Source organism: Rahnella sp. RFA10(1/100), from assembly GCF_004195115.1.
GTDB lineage: Bacteria > Pseudomonadota > Gammaproteobacteria > Enterobacterales > Enterobacteriaceae > Rahnella > Rahnella perminowiae.
Genome location: NZ_SEWR01000002.1, coordinates 134,236 through 158,325 on the forward strand (window position 1 = coordinate 134,236; position 24,090 = coordinate 158,325).

Annotated in this window: 23 protein-coding genes, 1 tRNA gene and 1 pseudogene; 20 read left to right on the plus strand and 5 right to left on the minus strand. The window is 51.7% G+C overall.

What is annotated here, in order from left to right; translation table 11 throughout:
- Nucleotides 1-14: 14 nt before the first annotated feature.
- The 4 genes from ETV65_RS07400 to ETV65_RS07415 all read left to right on the plus strand — a co-directional run bounded on the left by ETV65_RS07400 (nucleotide 15) and on the right by ETV65_RS07415 (nucleotide 3,390).
- Nucleotides 15-422 carry a DUF3828 domain-containing protein gene (locus ETV65_RS07400; RefSeq protein WP_129952266.1) on the plus strand — a complete coding sequence of 136 codons (408 nt, stop codon included), beginning with the start codon at nucleotides 15-17 and terminating at the stop codon, nucleotides 420-422.
- Between the two features lie 227 nt (nucleotides 423-649).
- Nucleotides 650-1,780, plus strand: coding sequence for a hypothetical protein (locus ETV65_RS07405; protein ID WP_129952267.1), 1,131 nt, complete (start codon nucleotides 650-652; stop codon nucleotides 1,778-1,780).
- Nucleotides 1,777-2,052, plus strand: coding sequence for a hypothetical protein (locus tag ETV65_RS07410; protein ID WP_129952268.1), 276 nt, complete (start codon nucleotides 1,777-1,779; stop codon nucleotides 2,050-2,052). Before ETV65_RS07405 ends, ETV65_RS07410 begins: the two co-directional genes overlap by 4 nt.
- A 546-nt stretch (nucleotides 2,053-2,598) precedes the next feature.
- Nucleotides 2,599-3,390 (plus strand): hypothetical protein, encoded by a 792-nt coding sequence (locus ETV65_RS07415; RefSeq protein WP_129952269.1) that lies wholly within the window; start codon nucleotides 2,599-2,601, stop codon nucleotides 3,388-3,390.
- A gap of 52 nt (nucleotides 3,391-3,442) precedes the next feature.
- On the opposite strand, the pseudogene ETV65_RS07420 reads toward ETV65_RS07415, so the two are convergent.
- From ETV65_RS07420 to ETV65_RS07430, 3 genes and pseudogenes are all read right to left on the minus strand, one after another.
- Nucleotides 3,443-4,654 (minus strand): annotated as a pseudogene (locus ETV65_RS07420) (integrase arm-type DNA-binding domain-containing protein).
- Nucleotides 4,655-4,833: 179 nt separating this feature from the next.
- Nucleotides 4,834-4,908, minus strand: a tRNA-Arg gene (locus ETV65_RS07425).
- Nucleotides 4,909-4,998: 90 nt separating this feature from the next.
- Nucleotides 4,999-5,916: a formate/nitrite transporter family protein gene (locus ETV65_RS07430; protein WP_129952270.1), complete on the minus strand. Its 918-nt coding sequence runs from the start codon at nucleotides 5,914-5,916 to the stop codon at nucleotides 4,999-5,001.
- A gap of 247 nt (nucleotides 5,917-6,163) precedes the next feature.
- Here ETV65_RS07430 and ccmA point away from each other — a divergent pair, with 247 nt between their 5' ends.
- The 10 genes from ccmA (at nucleotide 6,164) to mlaA (ending at nucleotide 14,202) form a co-directional block, all read left to right on the plus strand.
- The gene (ccmA, locus tag ETV65_RS07435; RefSeq protein WP_129952271.1) at nucleotides 6,164-6,805 is read left to right on the plus strand and encodes a cytochrome c biogenesis heme-transporting ATPase CcmA; all 642 of its coding nucleotides are present in this window, start codon (nucleotides 6,164-6,166) and stop codon (nucleotides 6,803-6,805) included.
- 21 nt (nucleotides 6,806-6,826) lie between these two features.
- Nucleotides 6,827-7,486, plus strand: coding sequence for a heme exporter protein CcmB (ccmB, locus tag ETV65_RS07440; RefSeq protein WP_129952272.1), 660 nt, complete (start codon nucleotides 6,827-6,829; stop codon nucleotides 7,484-7,486).
- Between the two features lie 217 nt (nucleotides 7,487-7,703).
- Complete coding sequence (locus tag ETV65_RS07445) at nucleotides 7,704-8,441, plus strand: heme ABC transporter permease (protein ID WP_129952273.1); 738 nt, start codon at nucleotides 7,704-7,706, stop codon at nucleotides 8,439-8,441.
- Nucleotides 8,438-8,698 (plus strand): heme exporter protein CcmD, encoded by a 261-nt coding sequence (gene ccmD / locus ETV65_RS07450; protein ID WP_129952274.1) that lies wholly within the window; start codon nucleotides 8,438-8,440, stop codon nucleotides 8,696-8,698. The genes ETV65_RS07445 and ccmD overlap by 4 nt, the downstream gene beginning before the upstream one ends.
- A complete protein-coding gene (ccmE, locus tag ETV65_RS07455; RefSeq protein WP_129952275.1) occupies nucleotides 8,695-9,189 on the plus strand; it encodes a cytochrome c maturation protein CcmE in 495 nt (164 codons plus the stop codon). The genes ccmD and ccmE overlap by 4 nt, the downstream gene beginning before the upstream one ends.
- Nucleotides 9,186-11,159 carry a heme lyase CcmF/NrfE family subunit gene (locus ETV65_RS07460; protein ID WP_129952276.1) on the plus strand — a complete coding sequence of 658 codons (1,974 nt, stop codon included), beginning with the start codon at nucleotides 9,186-9,188 and terminating at the stop codon, nucleotides 11,157-11,159. Before ccmE ends, ETV65_RS07460 begins: the two co-directional genes overlap by 4 nt.
- Complete coding sequence (locus ETV65_RS07465; protein WP_129952277.1) at nucleotides 11,156-11,707, plus strand: DsbE family thiol:disulfide interchange protein; 552 nt, start codon at nucleotides 11,156-11,158, stop codon at nucleotides 11,705-11,707. Before ETV65_RS07460 ends, ETV65_RS07465 begins: the two co-directional genes overlap by 4 nt.
- A complete protein-coding gene (locus ETV65_RS07470; RefSeq protein ID WP_129952278.1) occupies nucleotides 11,704-12,189 on the plus strand; it encodes a cytochrome c-type biogenesis protein in 486 nt (161 codons plus the stop codon). Before ETV65_RS07465 ends, ETV65_RS07470 begins: the two co-directional genes overlap by 4 nt.
- On the plus strand, nucleotides 12,186-13,400 hold the full coding sequence (gene ccmI, locus ETV65_RS07475; protein ID WP_129952279.1) for a c-type cytochrome biogenesis protein CcmI: 1,215 nt from the start codon (nucleotides 12,186-12,188) through the stop codon (nucleotides 13,398-13,400). Before ETV65_RS07470 ends, ccmI begins: the two co-directional genes overlap by 4 nt.
- A 34-nt stretch (nucleotides 13,401-13,434) precedes the next feature.
- Nucleotides 13,435-14,202 (plus strand): phospholipid-binding lipoprotein MlaA, encoded by a 768-nt coding sequence (mlaA, locus tag ETV65_RS07480; RefSeq protein WP_129952280.1) that lies wholly within the window; start codon nucleotides 13,435-13,437, stop codon nucleotides 14,200-14,202.
- Between the two features lie 67 nt (nucleotides 14,203-14,269).
- Here the strand turns inward: mlaA and fadL are convergent, their stop codons facing one another.
- Entirely contained in the window at nucleotides 14,270-15,547 is a 1,278-nt protein-coding gene (gene fadL / locus ETV65_RS07485) for a long-chain fatty acid transporter FadL (RefSeq protein WP_129952281.1), read from the minus strand.
- 417 nt (nucleotides 15,548-15,964) lie between these two features.
- On the opposite strand from fadL, the gene ETV65_RS07490 reads away from it, so the two are divergent.
- The 4 genes from ETV65_RS07490 to sixA all read left to right on the plus strand — a co-directional run bounded on the left by ETV65_RS07490 (nucleotide 15,965) and on the right by sixA (nucleotide 21,042).
- Nucleotides 15,965-16,297: a YfcZ/YiiS family protein gene (locus ETV65_RS07490; protein ID WP_129952282.1), complete on the plus strand. Its 333-nt coding sequence runs from the start codon at nucleotides 15,965-15,967 to the stop codon at nucleotides 16,295-16,297.
- 332 nt (nucleotides 16,298-16,629) lie between these two features.
- The gene (fadI, locus tag ETV65_RS07495; RefSeq protein WP_129952283.1) at nucleotides 16,630-17,943 is read left to right on the plus strand and encodes an acetyl-CoA C-acyltransferase FadI; all 1,314 of its coding nucleotides are present in this window, start codon (nucleotides 16,630-16,632) and stop codon (nucleotides 17,941-17,943) included.
- On the plus strand, nucleotides 17,940-20,141 hold the full coding sequence (fadJ, locus tag ETV65_RS07500) for a fatty acid oxidation complex subunit alpha FadJ (RefSeq protein WP_129952284.1): 2,202 nt from the start codon (nucleotides 17,940-17,942) through the stop codon (nucleotides 20,139-20,141). Before fadI ends, fadJ begins: the two co-directional genes overlap by 4 nt.
- 412 nt (nucleotides 20,142-20,553) lie before the next feature.
- Entirely contained in the window at nucleotides 20,554-21,042 is a 489-nt protein-coding gene (gene sixA / locus ETV65_RS07505; protein WP_129952285.1) for a phosphohistidine phosphatase SixA, read from the plus strand.
- A 210-nt stretch (nucleotides 21,043-21,252) separates the two neighbouring features.
- Here the strand turns inward: sixA and smrB are convergent, their stop codons facing one another.
- Nucleotides 21,253-21,792, minus strand: a complete 540-nt coding sequence (smrB, locus tag ETV65_RS07510) for an endonuclease SmrB (protein ID WP_129952776.1) — start codon at nucleotides 21,790-21,792, stop codon at nucleotides 21,253-21,255.
- Between the two features lie 203 nt (nucleotides 21,793-21,995).
- On the opposite strand from smrB, the gene prmB reads away from it, so the two are divergent.
- Both prmB and aroC read left to right on the plus strand, forming a co-directional pair.
- On the plus strand, nucleotides 21,996-22,928 hold the full coding sequence (gene prmB / locus ETV65_RS07515) for a 50S ribosomal protein L3 N(5)-glutamine methyltransferase (protein WP_129952286.1): 933 nt from the start codon (nucleotides 21,996-21,998) through the stop codon (nucleotides 22,926-22,928).
- A 73-nt stretch (nucleotides 22,929-23,001) separates the two neighbouring features.
- Nucleotides 23,002-24,087: a chorismate synthase gene (aroC, locus tag ETV65_RS07520; protein WP_129952287.1), complete on the plus strand. Its 1,086-nt coding sequence runs from the start codon at nucleotides 23,002-23,004 to the stop codon at nucleotides 24,085-24,087.
- Nucleotides 24,088-24,090: the final 3 nt, after the last annotated feature.

Here is a 24,090-nt window from a genome sequence, read left to right on the forward strand (position 1 = left end):
GGAAGAGGTGAGTGATGCGCAGATACATTCTGGCAGCAATGATGTTTACCTGTGTGGCGCACGCTGAGACAACACCGCAGCAGCAGGCTGAAATATTTTATCGTTGGTACATCCAGCAGGTTAGTGGCCTTGAAAACCCGCTGGAGAATCCGAAACTTTCCGGATACGTAGAGCACGGGACATACGCCATCCTGATGAAAGCCTACAAGGCCAATGAGATTGATGTTGATTACTTCACGAAAGTTCAGGACTTTGATGATAAGGACTGGCTACAGCATATAACGGCTGAAAAGGTGGTTATTGATCCTGTTTGCACAAACGTTTACATGTCCTTTGGACTGGCAGACAGGAAACGGGTTGCCGCCTGCTTTGTTAGAGATAAGGGAGGGTGGAAAATTAGGTCAGTGACAGACCTGCCCTAAAATGTATTAGCTCAGACACTTGACCTGACACAACTACGGCACAAACCAAAGTGACAGTGAAGTGGCATACTGAATAAATCGCCCTATTTTTGGCGGTTTTAATGCATGCATTTACTTCACTAACTAATTTTTATGTAGGCATATAAACACAATAATTTTGGTTAACTCAAAAAAATAATATGATGAAAATCTGATCAGTCCAAACTGCAAGGATTAGCAGGTGCATCATGTTTACACTCTACGAAGGCCGTGAAATTGAATGGGAACTCAGCCCAGAAGACTTCGCCTATATCTGCTCACCCGAGCACGCTTTAGAACAATCTAAAACCCACTATGATCTGGATGAGCGAAATTACCGCAGCAGATTCAGGCCCTTTAGTGTCCCTGAGCGCCTTTACTCAGGACAGCCCACATGGCGACGGGCACAGGCCGGGTATGTGGATCCCATTTACGACTCAATAAAGGAGCATCTTCAGTTGGGCTGGCTGATGGGTGTGGATACCACTGAGCAATGGAATTGGGTCGAAAACCCATTTTACGTTGATGAAAATGGTGACCTGATTTGTGACAGAGCCTACCTGTACCACGAAGGGTTTATTCGACAGGCTATGGATGCTTATGAATTCGCCGTAGCTGAAAGACAAGGTGTAAAAGCCCTTCCAACTCAGAAATATGATTACGGGGGTTGGGGTTCAGCGCCTGTTCAACATGCCCAGTCAACTAAGACAATCAATAGTAAAGCTGCCGGGCGGTTATTAGCTGCTGGCGGTATCTACAATGGAAACATAGAAGGCTACGCCAAAACAGCTCAGCAGCTCGGAGGAGATGCCCCGGCGGGTTACGATCAAGTTCTTAATGAAACAACAGCAGGATCGGCTATTGCTTTGGCATCTATCGGCGCGGCCTTTGGGCTTGGTCGGTTGGGGTCAATGCAAGAAATAGAGAGCATTGAAAAAATATATGGAGCAAGAGGGCCTGCAAGTCTACGAGAGTTTGATCCTGACTTGGCCGGTGGGCCGCTTGAAAAGCTAAGTACAGAAGGTGTTAACATCACGCACGCGGGCGTTGATACCGTTGAGCTTCATATTTCGCGTTTCGAACCCGACAGTGCTAATGACTTTATGATTGACCGGCTACGAAAGATCTCTGACGGTACTTTAGCCCCAGCACCAGTAGATTTGAACTATTTCACCCATGAATGCCGTGAATTTCAACGATATTGCAATTTAGGATGGGAGTCAGGGCAACCAACAGACGGTGTTGCAGCGTATGATTTATGGAATAACGCCCACACAGCAACACTTGAGGAATTCGGTTTGCGAGATAATCAACTTTATCACCCGGATGCGTTTAAATGATGACTAAAGCAGAACAGGATATTCTCAAGGTTTTAATGGCTGATGAGAAAAAATGGACTTGGATGACTCTGGATCGGATGCTTTCGATAAGGGGCTTGGGCGGGGTTGGGCAGGTACCACGTTATGTAGCGAAACTTGCGGAGGATGGAATGATCAACATAGTTGAAGGCAATAAGCCAGCAATGCCTTTCTATGTAATTACCCCTAAGGGGCGAGCGATAGTTGAGAGACTTATCAGCCAAAGTGACGACTCAGTCTCTCAGAGTGACTAGTGGTCTTGGCAAAACTAGCACTAGCGGCTAAATGCCGACCAACTCATTGGGCGGTATTTTAATGCCTGCTGCATGGCTCAAAGTGGCACTGTTTTCAGGGAGGAGATCAATGCCATGTTTGTGCAGGGTAAATGGTCTAACAGCCCTTTTTTGGGACGATGGCTGTCATCTAAGGTAGCAGGGGGACCCATAGGCTAAAAGAGATAATTTTCTGAACCACACAGTAGGGATTCTAAAGGCTGCATTTTAGTATCTTTGAATAATTCGTCTCGGACGGAAGCAAAAATCTCTCGAAAGCTTTACTCGCAGGAGAGAGTGGCAGCGTGAACAACGCATACGAAAGGTCAACTCCAAACAGAGGGTTTTATACTCTAAAGCTTTGGTAAAGCCTTAGAGTAGCCTCAAAGTGAATTTACAAATATTTACCTATTTAAACTTAACTTTATATTTCGTTACGAGTAGCTTACACAAAAAGCACCATAGACCTTCTTTGTATCGCTTACATTGTGGCATCAATTTATATTTCTCCAGGGAGGAGATGTGTCAATGCTAGCTGCCAAAACCTCAAGTCACGAAAAAAGTTTTCTGAAAATCGTTTTGAATAATGACTATTATTATACACTGAAGATACTGAGATTCTTAGTTGTTACTCTAGTGGGATCTTATTCACCTATAGGTTACAGTTTTTCTGGAATAGACATACCTGATATCAAACCTTTTCAGGAAGAATCCGTCATTGTTCAGAAAGGAAATGTTGTATACTTTGATGGTCTTATATCAAAAGAATCTTTTACAACACTAAGTAATTTCCCACACCCAGATAAAATTGAATCCATTTCAATCAATAGCATGGGAGGTGACGTTGAAGCTGCTCTCGATATAGCTGATTGGATGTGGGAAAATCATATTAATATAACAATTCGTACTGTTTGCGCATCTGCTTGTGCAAATTATCTATTTCCTGCTGCAAGAAATAAATTCATAGGAAAAGATTCTTACCTATTACTGCACGGTGGTGTAAACAGTCCTGAAAAAGAGTTTCAGCTGGATACGAATACGGATTTTTCGAGAAATAGCTTCTTTGAGTCCCCAGAAGTAAAGAAAATCAAATCTAGAGAATTGGTTTTTTACCATAAAATTAATGTTGACTCTAAATACCCTTATTGCCCACAGTTAGAAGAGAATTATTCAGATAAATTTCCGGAAAAGTGGTTTTCATATGAACCCCTTTCTCTTGAAAAATTTGGCATATCCAATATCCATTATGCCAACTCACCTTCTCAATGGATTTTATTGATGAGAAGTAAAAATGTTATTTTCGCAAACAATTGTAATTAGGAGATTCGATAATGCGCGAGCTTTCAACAGTAGAAATGAACGTTGTCGCAGGTCATACCTTACATGCTTCAAGGTAGTCAGCCCACCATTGGAGCATCAGTTTCCTTTCTTCGAGATGTTCTGCTTTGTGTATGTATGCTGCTCGAACGGAGTTTCGTTCTTGATGGCTCATTTGACATTCAACAGCATCTCTTGACCACAATCCAGACTCAATTAAAGCACTACATGCCATGGTTCGAAAACCATGTCCACACACTTCCTTCTTTGTGTCGTAGCCCATAGTGCGCAGGGCCTTGTTGACAGTGTTTTCGCTGATTGGTTTGTCATCACGACTAAACCCTATGAACATAAGATCTTTATCGCCGCTGATAGCATGAAGTTTTTCGAGTATGGTTTTGGTTTGTTTGCTCAATGGCACAAGATGAGGGCTTTTCATTTTCGAGCCTCTGTCAGAATATTTTACCCCGTCTAATTCTTGACGTTCTCCCGGAATCGTCCATATCCCGTTTTTGAAATTCACTTCGGACCAACGAGCGAACCTAAGTTCACTTGAACGGATGAAAGTTAGCAGAGTTAACTGGACTGCGATTTGCGTTATGCCTTTACCTTTTAAGCTTCAATTCGTCTTAGAAGCTCAGGTAGCTGTTCGAAGGGGAGAGCAGGGCGATGAGTGCTTTTAGGTGTTTTTACGGCACCTGAAAGGTCATAGGCGGGATTTTGGTCAATCAAAGCGTTATGGACAGCATATCGCATTATGGCTGTTATGCGTTGTTGTAAACGCGAAGCCACTTCAAGATGCCCGCTTTTCTCAGCGTTTTTTAGCGGAAGCAATAATCACGGGTTTTGAGTTCAGTGATGTTCCGTTTACCAATAACTGGAAACAGATGAGTGATTAAGCTGTTTAACACTGTTGTTCTGTGACTATCAGACCATGTCCTGTTGCTCGAATGCCAATCTCTGGCAACCGTTTCGAATGTGAGCAACCCTTTTTCTTCAATCTTTTCAGATTTTCGCTTCTCACCAGGATCTATGTTGTTTGTGATTAGCTTTCTTGCTTCGTCTCTTCTAAGACGTGCAGCGGCAAGAGAGATTTCAGGATAAACACCTAACGCCAACATTTTTTGTTTACCGGCAAAACGGTATTGCAGACGCCAATATTTCGAACCGCTGGGCTGAATCAGAAGGTGCATACCACCACCATCAGTCAGCTTACCGGCTTCTCCGCAGGTTTAGCATTTCTTACTTTTACCTCAGTGAGTGCCATAGAAAACCTCCCATACTGATGGTATCTGCATTATCGAACTTACTATACCAACTGTTATACCAACAAAATGTGCAGGATGTTGATAAAAGTTATTGGAATTTGGTAGACGAAGTGATGGGGTTAACTTGCTGAATTTAGAGAATAAAATAGACTTGAGTGGACGTTTGTAGACATTGAAATGGTGTCCCCTACAGGAATCGAACCTGTAACTAGCCCTTAGGAGGGGCTTGTTATATCCGTTTAACTAAGGAGACACGGGCGCCTGTGGAAAGCGCCCGCGTAGTATACCCATTTTTCTGGTAATAATAAGATACCAAGCTGTCGTTTGGTTGTTTCCTCGCCACTCAGGGCTTCGCGGCCTCTTTTCTGGCGGTTTCCTGTTCCTCTTTTTTCGCTTCGGCTTTCTTCTGATTACTCATGTCGTTACGGATCTGCGCATGGCTTATCAGCGCGAAGATAAAGGTGCCGCCGAAGATGTTGCCAGCCAGCGTCGGCAGGGCGAACGGCCAGATAAATTCGTACCAGGGGATGGCGCCGGAGAATACCAGATACAGGATTTCAACCGAGCCGACGACGATGTGCGTCAGGTCGCCGATCGCCACCATATAGGTCATCAGCATGATTACCCACAGTTTGGCGGTACCGGCGGAGGGGATCATCCAGACCATGGTGGCAATTAGCCAGCCGGACACCATGCCGCCGACAAACATGCCCTGGGGGTCTTTCTTCATGATCTCCATACTGATGGTGCGAAACGCTTCGTCGGTCGCCGTGTCGAAAAAGGGCACCAGATGAAACACCAGCGCTGCCAGTCCGCCGCCGATGACATTACCTGCCAGCACGATGCCCCATAAACGCAGCAACAGCAGAATGTTTCTGCCTGTCGGTTTTTGCATAATAGGTAAAACAGCAGTCACCGTGTTTTCGGTGAATAACTGCTGACGCGCCATGATCACGATAATGAACCCGACGGTATAACCGATGTTCTCAATGAAGAAGCGTTCCGGTGTATCGGGCAGACGGGCATGAAGAATACCTTTCGCCATCAGCGAGGCGCTGATCGACAATCCGGCGGCAACCGCTGACCACAGCAATGCCTGTCCGTCGCGCTCAAGCTCTTTTTCTCCTTCCATGCGGATAACTTCGTGAACCGCTGCCGCTTTTGACGGCAGGTTCTCTTCGCCGGTCTCGATTTCTTTTCCCTGCGTATGTTCGTCGCTGTCAACATCCTTGTCATCGTGATGCTGTTTTTCTCCGGCCATTATGATTCCCCAAAACTAAAGCAAAGTAATTGCAGATAGGTTCCTGAGTAAGCATAGGCGAGGCAGAGAAATTATGAGCAGGTATACAAAAAAGTTACAAAGCGTTAACCCATGAACCCTATGGAACATTGAGAAGATGTTTGCTGGATTTCAGGGTTTTCAAGCTTGTAAACTGCGCCTCCCTGAGCTGCGGCTCATCGGGTGCCTGTGATATGATACGCACTTGTGAAAAATAAGAGACATCACCATGTTTGAAGCCTTTAATCTGAGCTGTGTTCGTGATGAAAGAACCCTGTTTAGCGGCTTAAGTTTTACTATCGAACCGGGTGATATGGTGCAGATCGAAGGCCGCAACGGTGCCGGTAAAACCAGTTTACTGCGGATCCTTGCCGGATTGTCCTCTCCGGACGCCGGTGAAGTCCGCTGGCAGGGCGTGAGTACCCGCCGTCAGCGCGATATCTTCCATCAGCAGCTTCTCTATCTCGGTCATCAGCCCGGTGTAAAGTCAGTACTTACTGCGTTTGAAAACCTTGCCTTCTATCTGTCCGTGAATGGCCCGACGGTCAAAGTTAACGCCAGCGCAGAAGCGATTTATCAGGCATTGGAAAACGTCGGATTGCTGGGTTATGAAGATGTGACGGTGGCGCAGATGTCCGCCGGACAGCAACGCCGCGTCGCACTGGCGCGTCTGTGGCTGAGTGATGCGCCGTTATGGATCCTCGATGAGCCGCTGACCGCCATTGATAAACAAGGCGTTACTACCCTGATTACGCTGTTTGAACAGCATGCGCAGCAGGGCGGGATGGTGTTGCTGACAACGCACCAGGATTTACAGGGTGTTAACCGCCACGTGCGGAAACTTCGTCTGACCAGTGCTGAGCCGGTGTGACGCGAAGGGGATACAAAAGGAATGTTTACGAAAGTCCTGCGCCGCGAGCTGAAAATTGCCTTTCGCAAAAGCGCTGAAATTATTAACCCGCTGTGGTTTTTCCTGATTGTGATTACGCTGTTCCCGTTAGGGATCGGCCCTGAGCCTAAACTGCTGGCGCGTATTGCCCCCGGCATTGTCTGGGTCGCCGCGTTGTTGTCCTCCCTGCTGGCGCTGGAGCGATTGTTCCGCGATGACTACCTGGACGGCACGCTCGAACAGCTTCTTTTGTTGCCTTCGCCGCTGGCACTCACGGTTCTGGGGAAAGTATGTGCTCACTGGGTGGTAACAGGATTGCCGTTACTGATCCTCTCGCCGCTGATTGCGCTGCTGCTCTCACTGGATTTTGAAACCTGGCAAGCCGTTGCGCTGACGATTTTACTGGGCACGCCGACGCTGAGCTTTATTGGCGCGATTGGTGTGGCGCTGACCGTCGGGCTGCGCAAAGGCGGTGTTCTGCTCAGCCTGCTGGTATTGCCGCTGTATATTCCGGTGCTGATTTTCGCCACCGGCGCGATTGATGCCGCATCAATGGCGATGCCCGTCGGCGGTTATCTGGCCATTCTCGGTGCGATGCTGGCAGGCAGTGCCACATTAGCGCCTTTTGCGACAGCTGCCGCTTTGAGAGTGAGTATCCACTGACACTTTTTGCCGGTAAAAGGCGATAGCACAGCATTATTTTACGTGTCGTTACAATAGACAAGAAAAAACGCAACCTTTGACTAACATCACACTTCTCTATAGTGAACAATAGAGAGGCCAATAATAAGTGCGGATGATTTATAACCGACCGCGCAAGAGCCCACCGAGGTTCCACGGCATATCACACAGTGACATTTTAGAGTGAGCAACGATAACAATGTGGAAATGGTTACATCAACTCGCAAGGCCTGAACGGCTTTACCACGTCTGCGGGCGGTTCATCCCCTGGCTTGGGATTTTAGGTCTTGCCTGCCTGCTGATTGGCTGGGTATGGGGTTTTGGCTATGCACCACCGGATTACCAGCAAGGTAACAGTTACCGGATTATGTATATCCATGTCCCGGCGGCTATCTGGTCAATGGGGATTTACAGCGGGATGGCGATCGCGGCGTTTATCGGCCTGGTGTGGCAGATGAAAATGTCCGACCTGGCGGTGGCGGCAATGGCGCCGGTCGGGGCTGTATTCACGTTTATTGCCCTGGTGACCGGCTCGGCATGGGGCAAACCGATGTGGGGCACATGGTGGGTGTGGGATGCGCGCCTGACCTCCGAACTGGTGTTGCTGTTCCTGTATCTGGGTGTCATTGCGCTGTATAACGCCTTTGACGACCGTCGTCTAGCCGGGCGTGCCGCCGGTATTCTGGTCCTGGTCGGCGTGGTGAACATTCCCATTATTCATTACTCCGTAGAGTGGTGGAACACGCTGCATCAGGGGTCCACCGACATGCAGCAAACCATCGACCCGAGTATGCGTTATCCGCTGCGCTGGGCGATTTTCGGTTATCTGTTCTTCTTTATTACCCTGACGTTGATGCGTTTACGTAACCTGATTCTGGTTCAGGAACGTCTGCGTCCGTGGGTGGCTGGCCTGGTGAATAAGGAGCGTCGCGGATGAGCCCTGCATTCTCAAGCTGGCATGATTTTTTTGCGATGGGCGGCTATGCCTTTTATGTCTGGCTGTCGGTCGCCGCGACGCTGCTCTCGCTGATTGTGCTGGTGGCGCATACCTTTATTCAGCACCGGCAAATCCTCGGCGAAGTCCGTCGACGCCAGGCGCGCGAAAAACGCATCAGTCAGTCCCAGTCTAAAAAACAGCCAGGCGCACAGACGTCACCGCTGGAACCGGACGCTTCCGGGGAGAAGTTATTGTGAATCCACGTCGTAAAAAGCGGCTGTCGCTGGCGCTGGTGGTGCTGATGGGCCTTGGTCTGAGCATTTCACTGGTGATGTATGCGCTTCGCTCCAACATTGATTTGTTTTATACACCCAGTGAAATCTTGCAGGGCAAAGGCGAAGATCACGAGATGCCGACGGTGGGCCAGCGCCTGCGTATCGGCGGTATGGTGATGCCCGGCTCAGTGAAGCGTGACCCGAAAAGTTTGCAGGTTAGCTTTAAAATTTATGACGCACGGGGAGCGATTGCTGTGACCTATAACGGCATCCTTCCCGACCTGTTCCGTGAAGGGCAGGGTGTGGTGGCGCAGGGTGTGATGGAACCGGGGAATGTGGTGAATGCTATCCAGGTGCTGGCGAAACACGATGAAAAATATGTGCCGCCGGAAGTTGCCGACGCCATGAAAGAAAATCACAAAGGGCCTGCTTCGGCCTACGTGGGTAACAATACAGGAAACGACCGTTCATGATGCCGGAACTGGGAACATTTGCACTCTGTCTGGCATTAGGTCTGGCGGTGTTACTGAGTATTTATCCGCAGTGGGGCGCGGCCCGTCAGGACAGCCGGATGATGGCGATGGCGCGTCCGTTGTCATACGGCATGTTCGCCTGCATTGCGCTGGCCTTTATTATTCTGGTGCATGCGTTTGTGGTGAACGATTTCACCGTCGCCTATGTTGCCAATAATTCCAATACCCGCCTGCCGGTGTATTACCGCGTGGCAGCTACCTGGGGGGCGCACGAAGGGTCGCTGCTGCTGTGGGTGTTATTACTCAGTTGCTGGACGCTTGCCGTGGCGCTGTTCAGCCGCCGTATGCCGCAGGATGCCGTGGCACGCGTGCTGGCGGTGATGGGGATGATCACCGGCGGGTTCCTGCTGTTTATTCTGCTGACGTCCAACCCGTTCATCCGCTCGCTGCCGAATTTCCCTGTCGACGGCAGCGACCTGAATCCGGTGCTGCAGGATATCGGGCTGATTTTCCATCCGCCATTGCTGTACATGGGGTATGTCGGTTTCTCCGTGGCGTTTGCTTTCGCGATAGCGTCGCTGATGGCGGGGCGTCTGGATACCGCCTGGGCACGCTGGTCGCGGCCGTGGACACAAGCCGCGTGGGTATTTCTGACCATCGGTATTGTGCTCGGTTCGGCATGGGCGTATTACGAATTAGGCTGGGGCGGCTGGTGGTTCTGGGACCCGGTTGAAAATGCCTCCTTTATGCCGTGGCTGGCCGGTACGGCGCTGATCCACTCGCTCGCCGTTACCGAAAAGCGCGGGACCTTCAAAGCCTGGACGGTGCTGCTGGCCATCACCGCCTTCTCGCTGTGTCTGCTGGGCACCTTTCTGGTGCGCTCCGGTGTGCTGGTCTCGGTTCACTCGTTTGCCTCTGATCCGGCACGCGGCATGTTTATCCTGGCTTACTTAGTGATTGTGATCGGTGGCTCGCTGCTGCTGTACGCTTTCAAAGGGAATTCGGTGCGCGCGCCGGGCCGTCACGAACTGCATTCCCGGGAGAGTTATTTGCTCGGCAATAACGTTCTGCTGGTGGCGGCGATGCTGGTGGTGCTGCTCGGTACGCTGCTGCCGCTTATCCACAAACAGCTCGGGCTGGGCAGTATTTCTATCGGCGAACCCTTCTTCAACACCATGTTTACCTGGCTGATGGCACCGCTGGCGCTGCTGTTAGGTATTGGCCCGCTGGTGCGCTGGCGTCGCGATGAGCCGAGCAAACTGTGGCGTCGTCTGGGCGTGGCGCTGGTGGTGACGCTGGTGCTGTCAATTCTTCTGCCGTGGCTGTTGCAGGATAAAATCGTCGGCATGACCGTAGTGGGTATGCTGATGTCGGTGTGGGTCATTGTGCTGACGCTGATGGAACTGCACGAGCGTGCCACGCACCGTCACTCGTTCTGGCGCGGTCTGACCAAACTTTCCCGCAGCCACTGGGGGATGGTGCTCGGGCACCTCGGGGTCGCGGTGACGGTGATCGGCATCGCCTTCAGCCAGAATTACAGCGTTGAACGTGATGTGCGCATGAAGTCCGGTGATACCGTGGATATTCATGATTATCACTTTATTTTCCGCGATGTCCGTGACATCACCGGACCGAACTATACCGGCGGTGAGGCGAACATTGATGTCACGCAGAACGGCAAAAAAATCACTACGCTGCATGCGGAAAAACGCTTCTACAGCGTGGCGCGCAGTATGATGACTGAGGCGGCGATCGACGGCAATCTGGCGCGCGACCTGTATGCGGCGCTCGGCGAAGAACTGGACGACGGTTCGTGGGCGGTACGGCTGTACTACAAACCTTTTGTCCGCTGGATCTGGCTGGGCGGCCTGTTTATGGCGGCCGGTGGGGTGTTGTGTATTCTTGACCCGCGTTATCGCATGAGTAAAAAACTCAGGAAGCAGGGTCTGGCGGAGGCGGAAGAAGCATGAACCGGAAACTTCTCTTTATTCCGCTGATCCTGTTTCTGGCACTGGCTGCGGCTTTTCTGGTGCAGCTGACCCGCAATGCAAACGGTGATGATCCGACGCTGCTGGAATCGGCTCTGATCGGCAAACCGGTGCCGGTGTTCAAACTGGAATCACTGGCGCAGGCGGGCAAAACCTACGATCAGTCGGTGCTGCGTGACGGTAAACCGATGCTGCTTAATGTCTGGGCGACGTGGTGTCCGACCTGCCGGGCTGAGCATGAATATCTGAATACGCTGGCAGCAAAGGGTGTACGTGTGGTCGGACTCAATTATAAAGATGACCGGCAGAAAGCGGTAAACTGGCTCAATACGCTGGGCAATCCTTACATGCTCAGCCTGTATGACGGCGACGGCATGCTGGGGTTGGATCTGGGCGTATATGGTGCGCCGGAAACTTTCCTGATCGACGGGCAGGGCATTATCCGCTATCGCCACGCCGGTGACTTAAACGAAAAGGTCTGGCAGACCGAGGTGTTGCCGCTGTACAAAAAATACGGAGGTCACCCATGAAACTGATTTCATCGCTGCCCGCTTTGCTGCTGGGCATGCTGCTGAGTGTCAGCGCGTTCGCTGCCATCGACACGTATCAGTTCAAATCGCCGGAGCAGGAACAGGCTTACCGCGAAATAACGGCGCAGCTGCGTTGCCCGAAATGTCAGAACACTAATATTGCCGCTTCGGATTCGATTATCGCCGCCGATATGCGCACCAAGGTATTTCAGTTACTGAACGAAGGGCAGAACAAACAGCAAATCGTCGCGTATATGGTGGCGCGTTACGGCAATTTCGTCACTTACGAACCGCCGGTCACGCCCTCTACCTTTATTTTGTGGCTCGGGCCAGTGCTGGTCATCGTTATTGGCGCAGGCATGATTTTTATGCGTTCCCGCCGTGGTATTGCGCGCACTGAACACACAACCATATCTATGTCAGAACAAGAGAGACAGCGCCTGGCGCAGTTACTTAAAGACAGTGACGGGAAAGGATCATGAGCATTTTTTGGCTGTGCATTGTGGTGATGCTGGTTATCGCACTGGCGCTGTTTATCGTGCCGGTTATCCGTGGCGACCGCGCAGAACAGACTTCCCGCGATGCGCTGAACAAAGCATTTTACCATCATCGCCTGAGTGAACTGGAAGAAGACGAAGCGCAGGGCGTGGTCGACGAGCGCCCGGCGCATATTCAGGAATTACAGGAAAACTTACTGACGGATATTCCCGCCGGGCAGATGCCCGTCGCCATGCAGCCGATTGGACGCTGGACGCTGGTGCCGGGCGGCATCTTGCTGGTGATCATCACGTTGGGTGTGTATCTGTATGCCGGTGGTCTGGGGCAGGTCAGTGCATGGAATCAGGTGATGCAGCGTATGCCCGATTTGCGTCAGCGGATTGCCGATGATCACGGTGTGCCACTGACCGCCATGGATGTACAGGATTTAGGGCTCGGATTGCGTACTGATTTGCAGGCAAATCCGGATAATATCCGGGACTGGGTGATGCTTGGCCGTGTCGGAATGGCGCTCAATAATGCCGCTACTGCCACACAGGCCTACGCCCATGCCTATCAGCTTGCACCAGACGATATGTCAGTCAAACTCGGTTATGCCGAAGTATTAACCCGTTCGTCTGATCCGCAGGATAACCTTACCGGCGGAAATCTTTTACGCAGTATGCTGGAAAAGTCTCAGGGTGATCTGCGTGTGTTAAGTCTGCTGGCCTATAATGAATATGAACAGGGGCATTATCCGCAAGCCATTGGTGCGTGGGAAGTTATGCAGAAAATCCTGCCTGCCGGTGACAAACGCCTGGAGATGGTTAACGCCAGCATTGCGCAGGCAAAACAGAAAGCCGGTCTGGATCAGGTTAAACTGACGGTAAATGTCACGCTTTCTGCTGAGGCTCAGCAGAAACTTTCGCAAAATGGCACGGTCTTTATTTCAGTGACTGACGGCAGCAGTCCGGTGCCGGTTGCGGTGAAAAAACTGCCGCTCAGCCGCTTCCCGCTGACGGCCACCGTCGATGACAGCAACGCAATGATGCCGGAACGCTTGCTTTCTTCGCTGCATCAATTAAAAGTACGCGTTCGTATTTCACAAAATGGTCTGGCAACGCCAGCCTCAGGTGACTGGTACGGCGACAGCCCGCTGACCGATTTTGCCGGTAAAGGCCAGGTCAGCATCGACATTAATCAGCAGGTTCCATAATAAGGAACCGACGATCAAAAACAGGGAGACATCCATGAACTTACGCCTGACTGGGCTGGCGTTTGCAACAGTTTTACTGGTCGGTTGTGCCGGCACGTCCGGATCATCGGACAGCGAACAGCAGGGACGTTCTGATCCGCTCGAAGGTTTCAACCGGGTGATGTTCGATTTCAACTATAACTATATGGATCCGTACCTGGTGCGGCCTGTGGCGGTAGCCTGGCGTGATTATGTGCCACAACCGGCGCGTAACGGCACCAGTAACTTCCTGAGCAATCTGGATGAACCGGCCAGCATGGTTAACTCCCTGCTGAAAGGTGATCCGTACCGTGCGGCGATCCACTTCAACCGCTTCTTCCTGAACACGATTTTAGGGATGGGCGGTCTGATCGATGTTGCCGGAATGGCGAACCCGAAACTGGCGCGTGAAGAGGCGCAGGGCTTCGGCAGCACACTGGGTCATTACGGCGTCGGCTACGGTCCGTATGTGGTTCTGCCAGGTTACGGCAGCGCGACCGTCCGTGACGAAGGTGGCGACCTGGTTGATGATTTGTATCCGATGCTCAGCTATCTGACCTTCTGGATGTCAGCCGGTAAATGGGTACTGGAAGGGGTGGAAACCCGTGCGGAACTGCTCGATTCTGATGGCCTGATCCGTAACTCTTCGGATCCGTATCTGTTTATACGTGAGGCTTACTTCCAGCGTCATGATTTCCTGGCAAGAGGCGGTCAGCTGACGCCGCAGGAAAATCCGAACGCGGCACTGATTCAGGGCGACCTGAAAGATATCGACTCGGAATAACCGTTCCGGACATACAAAAAAAGCGCCTTCCGGCGCTTTTTTCATATCAGGCGTATCACTCAGTTCATCAGAAGCTGTAGTTAAAGTTCGCGCCGTACAGCATGGCGGTCCCTTTGGCCTGGTATTCGTAATTCGGTACACCGTTAGCGACTTTCTCACTGATATTCACGGTCTGACCATGCATATAGGAGACACCCACATCCACAGACGCGTCTTTATTGAAGGCGTAAGTCGTACCGGCGGAAACCCAGAAGCGGTCCTGATCCGGAATAGAAATGGTGCGGTTATCTGCCGGAACCGGGCTGTCATCGAAGGCGATACCGGTACGGAACGTCCAGTTATCGTCGTAGTAATAGGTGGTACCCAACGCGATGCGGTAAGCATCATGATAACCTTCGTCTTTCTGGAACAGCGTCTGGCCGTTAGAACCGGTCGCTTTCAGCTCCTGGAACTGGCTCCAGCTGGTGTAAGCCAGGCTGTAGTGAATCGCCCATTTTGGTGCCACGCGGTTATAACCGGACAATTCCCACATTTCAGGCAAGTTCAGGGTCAGGGATCCCGGCACGGTCTGGCCACCCGTTCCGCCTAACGCTTTCGGAATGCCGTTACGGTATTCGCCGTCGAAGTCAATTTTCACTTCAGAACGGTAGGTGAAGCCGTAGCGGTTATTATCATCCACTTCATACAGGATACCGGCGTTCCAGCCGTAACCCCACTCATTGCCTTTCAGCTTGGCGGCTTCCGTATCCGCAGGCAGCAGACCGCCGGTTTGAATCGGCACCAGTTCACCGGCAGTACGGCGAATTTTCGCTTTCGCGTAAACGGCATCGAAGCCCAGGCCGAAGCTGAAATGCTGGTTCAAACGGTAAGCAACACTTAAGTTAGTGTTAACGGTGGTAAGGTCAGTTTCACCGCCGATCGGGCCAGCCGGATAATTATCGCTGAACTCAGTCGCCAGACCGTAGTTTGACGTAGCCGATGCACCGACCGCCCATTGATCATTGAGTGGCATAATAAAGTGGATATTAGGCACCCACTGATTCGGCGCAATGTTATCCGCATCAGTGCTCCTGCCTGTAACCGGCGAGTTGCCTGTTACTTTGACATCCGGGTCGACATAAATCGCACCCGCTGAGAAAGAGGGACGATCAAACATGGTCATGGTTGCCGGGTTACGGCTGCCGGATGCGGCAGTATCAGCGATGGCACCTTCACCCGAGAAAGAGCGGCCTAACCCCGCAGCGGTATATTCATTTAACTGAAAACCTGCTGCATAAACGTTGGAGGAAACAATTGCCACTGCAGCTGCCAGAGCAGATCTTTTAAACAGGTTTTTCTGGTTCATGACCAAAACCTCAATTTTATGTTTTTTATCAAACAATGTTACATCAAGTAACAATGAGCGCGGGATTGTAGGGTCCGTTATCAGTCTGACAAATCAGACCAGTGAGCGAAGTATAGGTCTGACCTGTGGTGTAGTTGCAATAATGTTTCATAGATATTTCTTATTTGATGCAAGAAATTGGATCCACTTAACAAAAAACAAACAATAAAAGTTCAATTAAGAAACGTTAAAGTGAGAACAGTGACGAAGTTATAAACGATTACTTACATATACGTGATCTGGATCACCTGAAAGGCACATAATAAGTAAGCACTAGTGTGTTGTCAGAACGGTGGCGTAAAATACAGGCTGGAAATAAAACCTTATTCGCAATCAGGCCAGACGGTGGACGTTGCCGCTGATGCCGGGGAGAAAATTATGTCTGACGTAACCATGTCCTCTAAATCCACCCAACCTCTGCATTCCATCAACAAATGTGGTGCGGAAGAAACCGCAGCCTGCTGCTGTGTCGATGTCGGAACCATCATGGACAATACGGATTGCACCGCTTCTTACAGCCGTGTTTTTGAAACCGAAGCTCAGGCGAACGAAACCCTGCAAGCCCTGACCGAACGCGCACGCGGCGTTGAATCTGAGCCATGTGAAATCAACAGCCGTATCGAAAAAGTGGATGGCGGCGTCGAACTGAATATCGATTTCACATTTAGCTGCCAGGCTGAAACGATGATCTTCCAGTTAGGCTTGAGATAATCCCCGTCATACTTTGAGCCGCAGATGCGTTGGCTGCACTCCGTAACCGAATTACTGATGTATATCAGTTCATCGGAATGGCATTGATTGCCGCGTGACTCATTCTGCGACTCAAATTATTGAGAGGAAGTTCTAAGTTGTCATACCGCTTAAATAAGCGGTATTTCTTTGTCTGCTATTTCTGCCTGCCGCCTTTCTTCTCATTCTTATTTCAGAAAAATTTGCTGTTGCTCGCACTTCACTCCCTTTCGCTTTGCCAAATGTAAATACATAGTTAAAACTGAGTTATCAGGTCTGACCTCTTAAGACCCTATTTTTTCTCAGGAGCTTGTATGAATAAAGTCGTTCCACTGGTGACGCGTGAGGGCGATCGCATTGCGATTGTCGACGGCTTACGTACGCCGTTTGCTAAACAGGCCACCGCCTATCACGGCATTCCTGCTGTCGATCTCGGTAAAATGGTGGTCAGTGAGCTGCTGGCAAAAAGTGGGATTGACCCGAAGGACATCGACCAGCTGGTTTTCGGTCAGGTGGTCCAGATGCCGGAAGCGCCGAATATCGCCCGCGAAATTGTGCTCGGTACCGGCATGGATGTATCGACCGATGCCTATAGCGTCTCGCGTGCCTGTGCCACCAGTTTTCAGGCGGTTGCTAACGTGGCCGAAAGCATCATGAGCGGGATGGTGCAGGTCGGGATCGCGGGCGGAGCGGATTCTTCTTCGGTATTGCCGATAGGTGTCAGCAAACGACTGGCCCGCGCCCTGGTGGATGTTAATAAAGCACGTACGCTGTCGCAGCGTCTCTCCATTTTCAGCAAACTCAAACTGCGCGATTTGCTGCCGGTGCCGCCTGCTGTGGCTGAATATTCTACCGGTCTGCGCATGGGCGATACCGCAGAGCAGATGGCGAAAAGCCATAACATCAGCCGCGTGCAGCAGGATGAGCTGGCGCACCGTTCTCATACGCTGGCCGCGCAGGCATGGGAGCAGGGGTATTTAACCTCGCAGGTCATGGCTGCACAGGTTCCGCCTTACCGTGAAGTGCTGCAAAAAGATAACAACATCCGCCTGAATTCTGAAATCAGTCAGTATGCCAAATTGCGCCCGGCTTTCGACCGTAAACACGGTACCGTCACCGCCGCCACCAGCACGCCGCTGACGGATGGTGCCGCGGCGGTATTAATGATGAGCGAATCCCGCGCACGTGAACTGGGCCTTGAACCTCTCGGCTATCTGAAAAGTTTTGCGTTTGCCGCTATCGGCGTCTGGGAAGACATGCTTCTCGGGCCTGCCTACGCCACGCCGCTGGCGCTGGATCGCGCAGGGTTGATGCTGGACGATTTGGATCTGATCGATATGCATGAAGCGTTTGCGGCACAGACGCTGGCGAATATCAAAATGTTAGCCAGTGATGAGTTCGCCCGTGAAAAACTTGGCCGTAGTCAGGCAGTTGGCGAAATAGACTGGGATAAATTCAATGTTCTGGGCGGTTCACTGGCCTACGGGCATCCTTTTGCGGCAACCGGCGCACGAATGATTACCCAGACGCTGCATGAATTACGTCGTCGTGGCGGGAAATATGGGCTGACCACTGCCTGTGCCGCCGGCGGCTTAGGCGCAGCAATGATCCTGGAGGCCGCGCAATGAGAGAACCTATGGAAAACCTGAATCCGGCAGAAACTCAAGCAACCGAACCGGTCTCTGCTTTTTCACTGATATTTACCACGGAACATGTGGGGATTATCACCATCGATGTTCCCGGCGAAAAAGTGAATACCTTAAAGGCTGAATTTGCTCAGCAAATCAGCGCTATTTTGCACAAAGCACAGCAGTATCCCGGTCTGAAAGGTCTGGTGCTCATTTCGGGCAAAACAGATTCATTCATTGCCGGTGCGGATATCACCATGATTTCGGGCTGTCAGACAGCCGTCCAGGCCAGTGAACTGGCGCAAAAAGGCCAGACGGTGATGGCTCAAATCGCCTCGTTTTCTGTGCCGGTGGTGGCCGCTATTCATGGTGCCTGTCTCGGCGGTGGTCTGGAACTGGCGCTGGCGTGCCATGCCCGTGTGTGTTCGCTGGATGAAAAAACTCAGCTCGGCCTGCCGGAAGTACAGCTGGGTTTACTGCCGGGGTCCGGCGGTACGCAGCGGCTTCCGCGGCTTATCGGTGCGCCGAAAGCGCTGGATATGATGCTGACCGGTCGCAGTATTCGCGCGAAACAGGCGCTGAAAATGGGGCTGGTGGATGACGCAGTGCCCTATTCTATTTTGCTGCAAACGGCGCTGGAACGTGTGGCGAAAGGGCGTAAATCACGTCCGCCATTGCCGTGGCAGGCGCGTCTGGCCGGTGGGCCGGTGGGCAAAAGTTTGCTGTTCCATTTTGTGCGTAAACAGACATGGGCGAAAACACACGGCAATTATCCGGCCACCACAAAAATCATCGATGTGGTAAAAACCGGGCTGGACCAAGGCAGCGGTAACGGCTACCAGGCCGAAGCCAAAGCTTTTGGCGAACTGGTGATGACATCAGAATCGGCGGCATTACGCGGCCTGTTTTTCGCCTCCACCGCGCTGAAAAAAGAAAAGGGCGGTGATGCAGAACCTTTGCCGGTGCGCCGTGTGGGCATTCTCGGTGGTGGCCTGATGGGGGGAGGTATCGCTTATGTGACTGCCACCAAAGCCGGACTGCCTGTACGTATTAAAGACATTAATCACGACGGTATCCGCCATGCGCTGAAATACAGCTGGGATTTGCTGGAGAAAAAGCTGCGCAGCCGGAGGCTGACCCGCAGCGAACAGCAACGTCAGATGCTGCTGATTTCCGGTACTACCAGTTACAGCGGTTTTGCGCAGGCTGATATTGTGGTGGAAGCGGTATTTGAGGATTTATCGCTCAAACAGGCGATGGTGGCGGAAATAGAGCAAAACGCCGCACAGCACACGATTTTTGCATCAAACACCTCTTCTTTGCCCATTCAGAAGATTGCAGAGCGGGCTGACCGGCCGGAACAGGTGATCGGGCTGCATTATTTCAGCCCGGTCGATAAAATGCCATTGGTTGAAGTCATCCCGCATGCGGGCACCAGTGCACAGACTATTTCAACCACGGTTTCGCTTGCCAGGAAACAGGGGAAAACGGCCATCGTGGTAGGTGACAGCGCCGGATTCTATGTAAATCGTATTCTTGCGCCTTACATCAATGAAGCTGCGCGTTGCTTACTGGGCGGTGAACCGGTCGATCATATTGATAAAGCGCTGGTGAATTTTGGTTTCCCGGTCGGCCCGATCCAACTGCTGGATGAGGTCGGTATTGATGTCGGCACGAAAATTGGTCCGATACTGATTGATGCTTTTGGTGAGCGTTTTGCCGCTCCCGCCGGTTTTGATGCGGTGCTTAAAGATGACCGTAAAGGCCGTAAAAATGGCAAAGGTTTCTACCTTTACGGGCAGAAAGGGCGGACGGCGAAGAGAAAACAGGTCGACCCGGCGATTTATCGTCTGCTGAATGTCACGCCAAAAGCGCAGCAGTCAGAAGATGGGATTGCACAACGCTGCGTGATGCTGATGCTCAACGAAGCGGTGCGTTGTCTGGACGAAAAAGTCATCCGCAGTGCGCGCGATGGTGATCTTGGCGCTGTGTTCGGAATAGGTTTTCCGCCCTTCCGGGGGGGACCGTTCCGTTACATAGACCAGCTTGGCAGCGCCACTGTGGTGAAAATACTGGAGCAACTGGCGCAGCAGTACGGCGAGCATTTCACGCCATGCGAAGGGTTAATACGACGGGCGCAGCAGGGTGAACGGTTCTGTTCAGGTAACAGGGCGGGCGAAAAGGTCAGTGAAGTGTGATTGTGATCACTGCTTATTGCTGAGTTTCGCGAGAATCTGGAACAGATCCTGCTTAAAGCCAGGTACATGCCGGGGATCATTTTTATGGTGAGAATAACTTTGTACAGAAACAATCCCAAACGATTGATCTACAACCTGAGTGGTTAAATAATCGCCTGAATGGTTTACAAGCGGTAAGGGTTGGTGTAAAAAACAGCGTTTTATTTACGTGAAGTTTCAGGCAAAATGCCCGACCGCTGATGCTCATCATGCAGGGCATGTGGGCACAGCGTGTTAAGTGGATGTAATGCCTGACAGCTATCTTGTAATGAAAAACTTCAATCTGACAGTGATTGAAATGCTGGGCAATGGGTAATACAGCACGCAAGGCGTTTCTGTATAGCGCTATTTTTGTTAACAAAAGCGGTGCAATATGCAAGTTGTAATTATGCGTCACGGTGATGCGGTTCTCGAAGCTGCCAGCGACTCAGTTCGCCCGTTAAGCGAATGCGGATGTGACGAATCAGTACATATGGCTGCCTGGCTGAATGGCCGTGGCATCAAAATTGACCGCATTCTGGTCAGCCCGTACCTGCGTGCGCAGCAGACGCTCGAAAAAGTGCGCCAGTGTCTGGCGCTGCCCGGAAATGTTGAGATTGATATTCTCAAGGAACTGACACCGGGCGGAGATCCTGCTCTGGTCGCCAGTGAACTGCAGCATCTGGCACTGATCGGCGTCAACGCGGTACTGGTGGTGTCGCATCTGCCGCTGGTCGGTTATCTGGTAGCAGAACTGTGTCCGGGCGTTTGCCCGCCAATGTTCGCCACTTCCGCGATGGCAAGTGTTGAACTGAACGGCGAAACCGGGCAAGGCACCTTTGACTGGCAATTCAGCCCATGCCAGGTGATGGCTAAGGTCTAATCCCGTTTACTCGTCATACTTCGAGCCGCAGATGCATTGGCTGCGATAAATTACCCGGATCACTTACCTGAGTAAGCTTATCGGGATAATTTTTCTTGCCGCCTTGCTGCAACTCGAATTATTTAGAGTAAGGCTTCGGTGAACAGCGCCAGACAAAAGAAAGGCACAGCTCCGGCTGTGCCTTTCTCGTTTATGAAGGTGGGGAGGAAGTCAGCTGATTTTATCGTCCAGCTCAACCAGTACCAGCAAAGCGGCGCTGCCACCCAGTTCTTTAGGAGCCTGATGGAAAGCCTCGACGTCCGGATGCTGTGCCAGCCACAACGGGGTTTGTTGCTTGAGGATATGTTTGCCGTGACCGTGCATCACACAGGCGCAATGTACATGTTCACGGCGGCAGGCGGCGATCAGCGCGCCCAGTTCCTGTTTGGCTTCTCTCTGCGTTAAACCGTGTAAATCCAGAAACAGCTCGGGCGAATAATCGCCGCGACGCAATTTTTTCAATTCAAAATGACTGACATCTGGCCGGATATGGCGAACCGGGCCTTCTTCCTGCAACATTGGCTGGAATTCATCAGAAAAGTAATAGCTCGCGTCCACCTGCTCCTGAATCAGCTTTTTAGGCGACAGGGTGACCAGCTTTTTTCGCGGCGGGCGGTGAGTAATCGTATCGTTTTTCAGGCGCTTGATGCCCGGAACAGCCTCGCGGAATAACGCCGCTTCCTCGGGGCTGAGCAGGTGTTTTTTCTTCATCTTTTTATCGTCATTATCGCTCAATACAGACAGTGTACCTTCCGTCACCCTGCGGTTTAAAGAAAACTCAGGGTTAAATTCTTCGGGACATCGCGCAAGTGCGTTGACTAGCTGCTGATTTGTGGCGGGCTTCGTGGCAAACTATGCGGCAAATAATGGGTTAAACGTCTGTTAAAAACCCGTGCACTGCCTGGAGAATAAAATTGGACAAAATTTTCGTCGACGAAGCTGTCAGTGAGCTGCATACCATTCAGGATATGCTGCGCTGGACCGTCAGCCGCCTGAACGCGGCCAATGTCTATTACGGTCACGGCACCGATAACCCGTGGGACGAAGCCGTGCAACTGGTTCTGCCAAGCGTGTTTTTACCGCTGGACATCCCTGAAGATATGCACACCGCACGCCTGACATCCAGCGAGCGCCACCGCATTGTTGAGCGTGTGATCCGCCGCGTCAACGAGCGGGTGCCGGTGGCCTATCTGACCAACAAAGCCTGGTTCTGCGACATGGAATTCTATGTCGATGAACGCGTACTGGTGCCACGTTCGCCTATTGGCGAGCTGATCAGCAACCGTTTCTCCGGCATTCTGAACGAACAGCCGCAGCACATTCTTGATATGTGTACCGGCAGCGGCTGCATTGCTATTGCCTGTGCTTATGCGTTCCCTGAAACCGAAGTTGACGCTGTCGACATTTCTGCCGATGCGCTGGCGGTGGCTGAGCGCAATATCGACACACACGGCATTGAAAACTGGGTCACGCCCATCCGCTCCGACCTGTTCCGTGAATTGCCAGCCTTGCAATATGACCTGATTGTCACCAATCCGCCGTACGTGGACGAAGAAGACATGTCTGATCTGCCGCAGGAATACCGCCACGAGCCGGTTCTGGGGCTGGCTTCCGGCAGCGACGGTCTGAAACTGACCCGTCGCATTTTGGCCTGTGCACCCGATTACCTGACCGATAACGGCGTGCTGATCTGCGAAGTGGGCAACAGCATGGTGCATCTGATGGAGCAGTATCCTGAGATCCCGTTCACCTGGCTGGAGTTTGAAAACGGTGGTGACGGCGTCTTTATGCTGACCAAACAGCAACTTCTCGATTGCGCCGAAGAATTCCGCGCATACAAAGACTAATTCACTTTGACAATAATGACCGGCATTGCGCCGGTCATTGAGCATCCATCAACATAATGGTTAAGGAGCCGTGATGGCAGGGAACAGTATTGGGCAGTTTTTCCGCGTCACCACTTTTGGCGAATCCCACGGTGTGGCACTGGGCTGTATTATTGACGGTGTACCGCCGGGCATTTCGCTGACCGAAGCTGATCTGCAACACGATCTCGACCGTCGTCGTCCGGGCACTTCGCGTTACACCACACAGCGCCGTGAAGCTGATGAAGTAAAAATTCTTTCAGGTGTGTTTGAAGGCGTCACTACCGGCACCAGCATCGGTCTGATTATCCAGAACACCGATCAGCGATCCCAGGATTACAGCGCAATCAAAGATGTGTTCCGCCCGGGACATGCCGATTATACCTACGAGCAAAAATATGGCGTGCGCGATTACCGTGGCGGCGGCCGTTCGTCTGCCCGCGAGACCGCGATGCGTGTGGCCGCTGGCGCGGTGGCTAAGAAATACCTGCTGGAGAAGTTCGGTGTCAAAGTACGCGGTTATATGTCGCAAATGGGTGATATCACCTGCGAGCTGAAAGACTGGGATCTGGTGGACACTAACCCGTTCTTCTGCCCGGATGAAAGCAAGCTGGAAGCGCTGGATGAGCTGATGCGTGCGCTGAAAAAAGAGGGTGATTCGATCGGTGCCAAAATCACTGTGGTGGCGGATCATGTGCCTGTCGGCCTGGGTGAGCCTGTGTTTGATCGTCTGGATGCGGATCTGGCGCATGCACTGATGAGCATTAATGCCGTGAAAGGTGTGGAAATCGGCGATGGTTTTGCGGTTGTCGCCAAACGTGGCAGTGAAAACCGGGACGAAATTACGCCGGGCGGTTTCGAAAGCAACCACGCGGGTGGGATTCTCGGCGGCATCAGCAGCGGCCAGCCGGTTATCGCCCATCTGGCGCTGAAGCCGACCTCGAGTATCACTGTACCGGGTCGTACGATTAACCGCGACGGTGAGCAGGTCGAGATGATCACCAAAGGGCGTCATGATCCGTGCGTCGGTATCCGTGCGGTACCGATTGCCGAAGCAATGATGGCGATCGTACTGATGGATCATTTACTGCGTCAGCGTGCTCAGAACGGCGACGTCCATTCCACCGTGCCACGCTGGTAATCT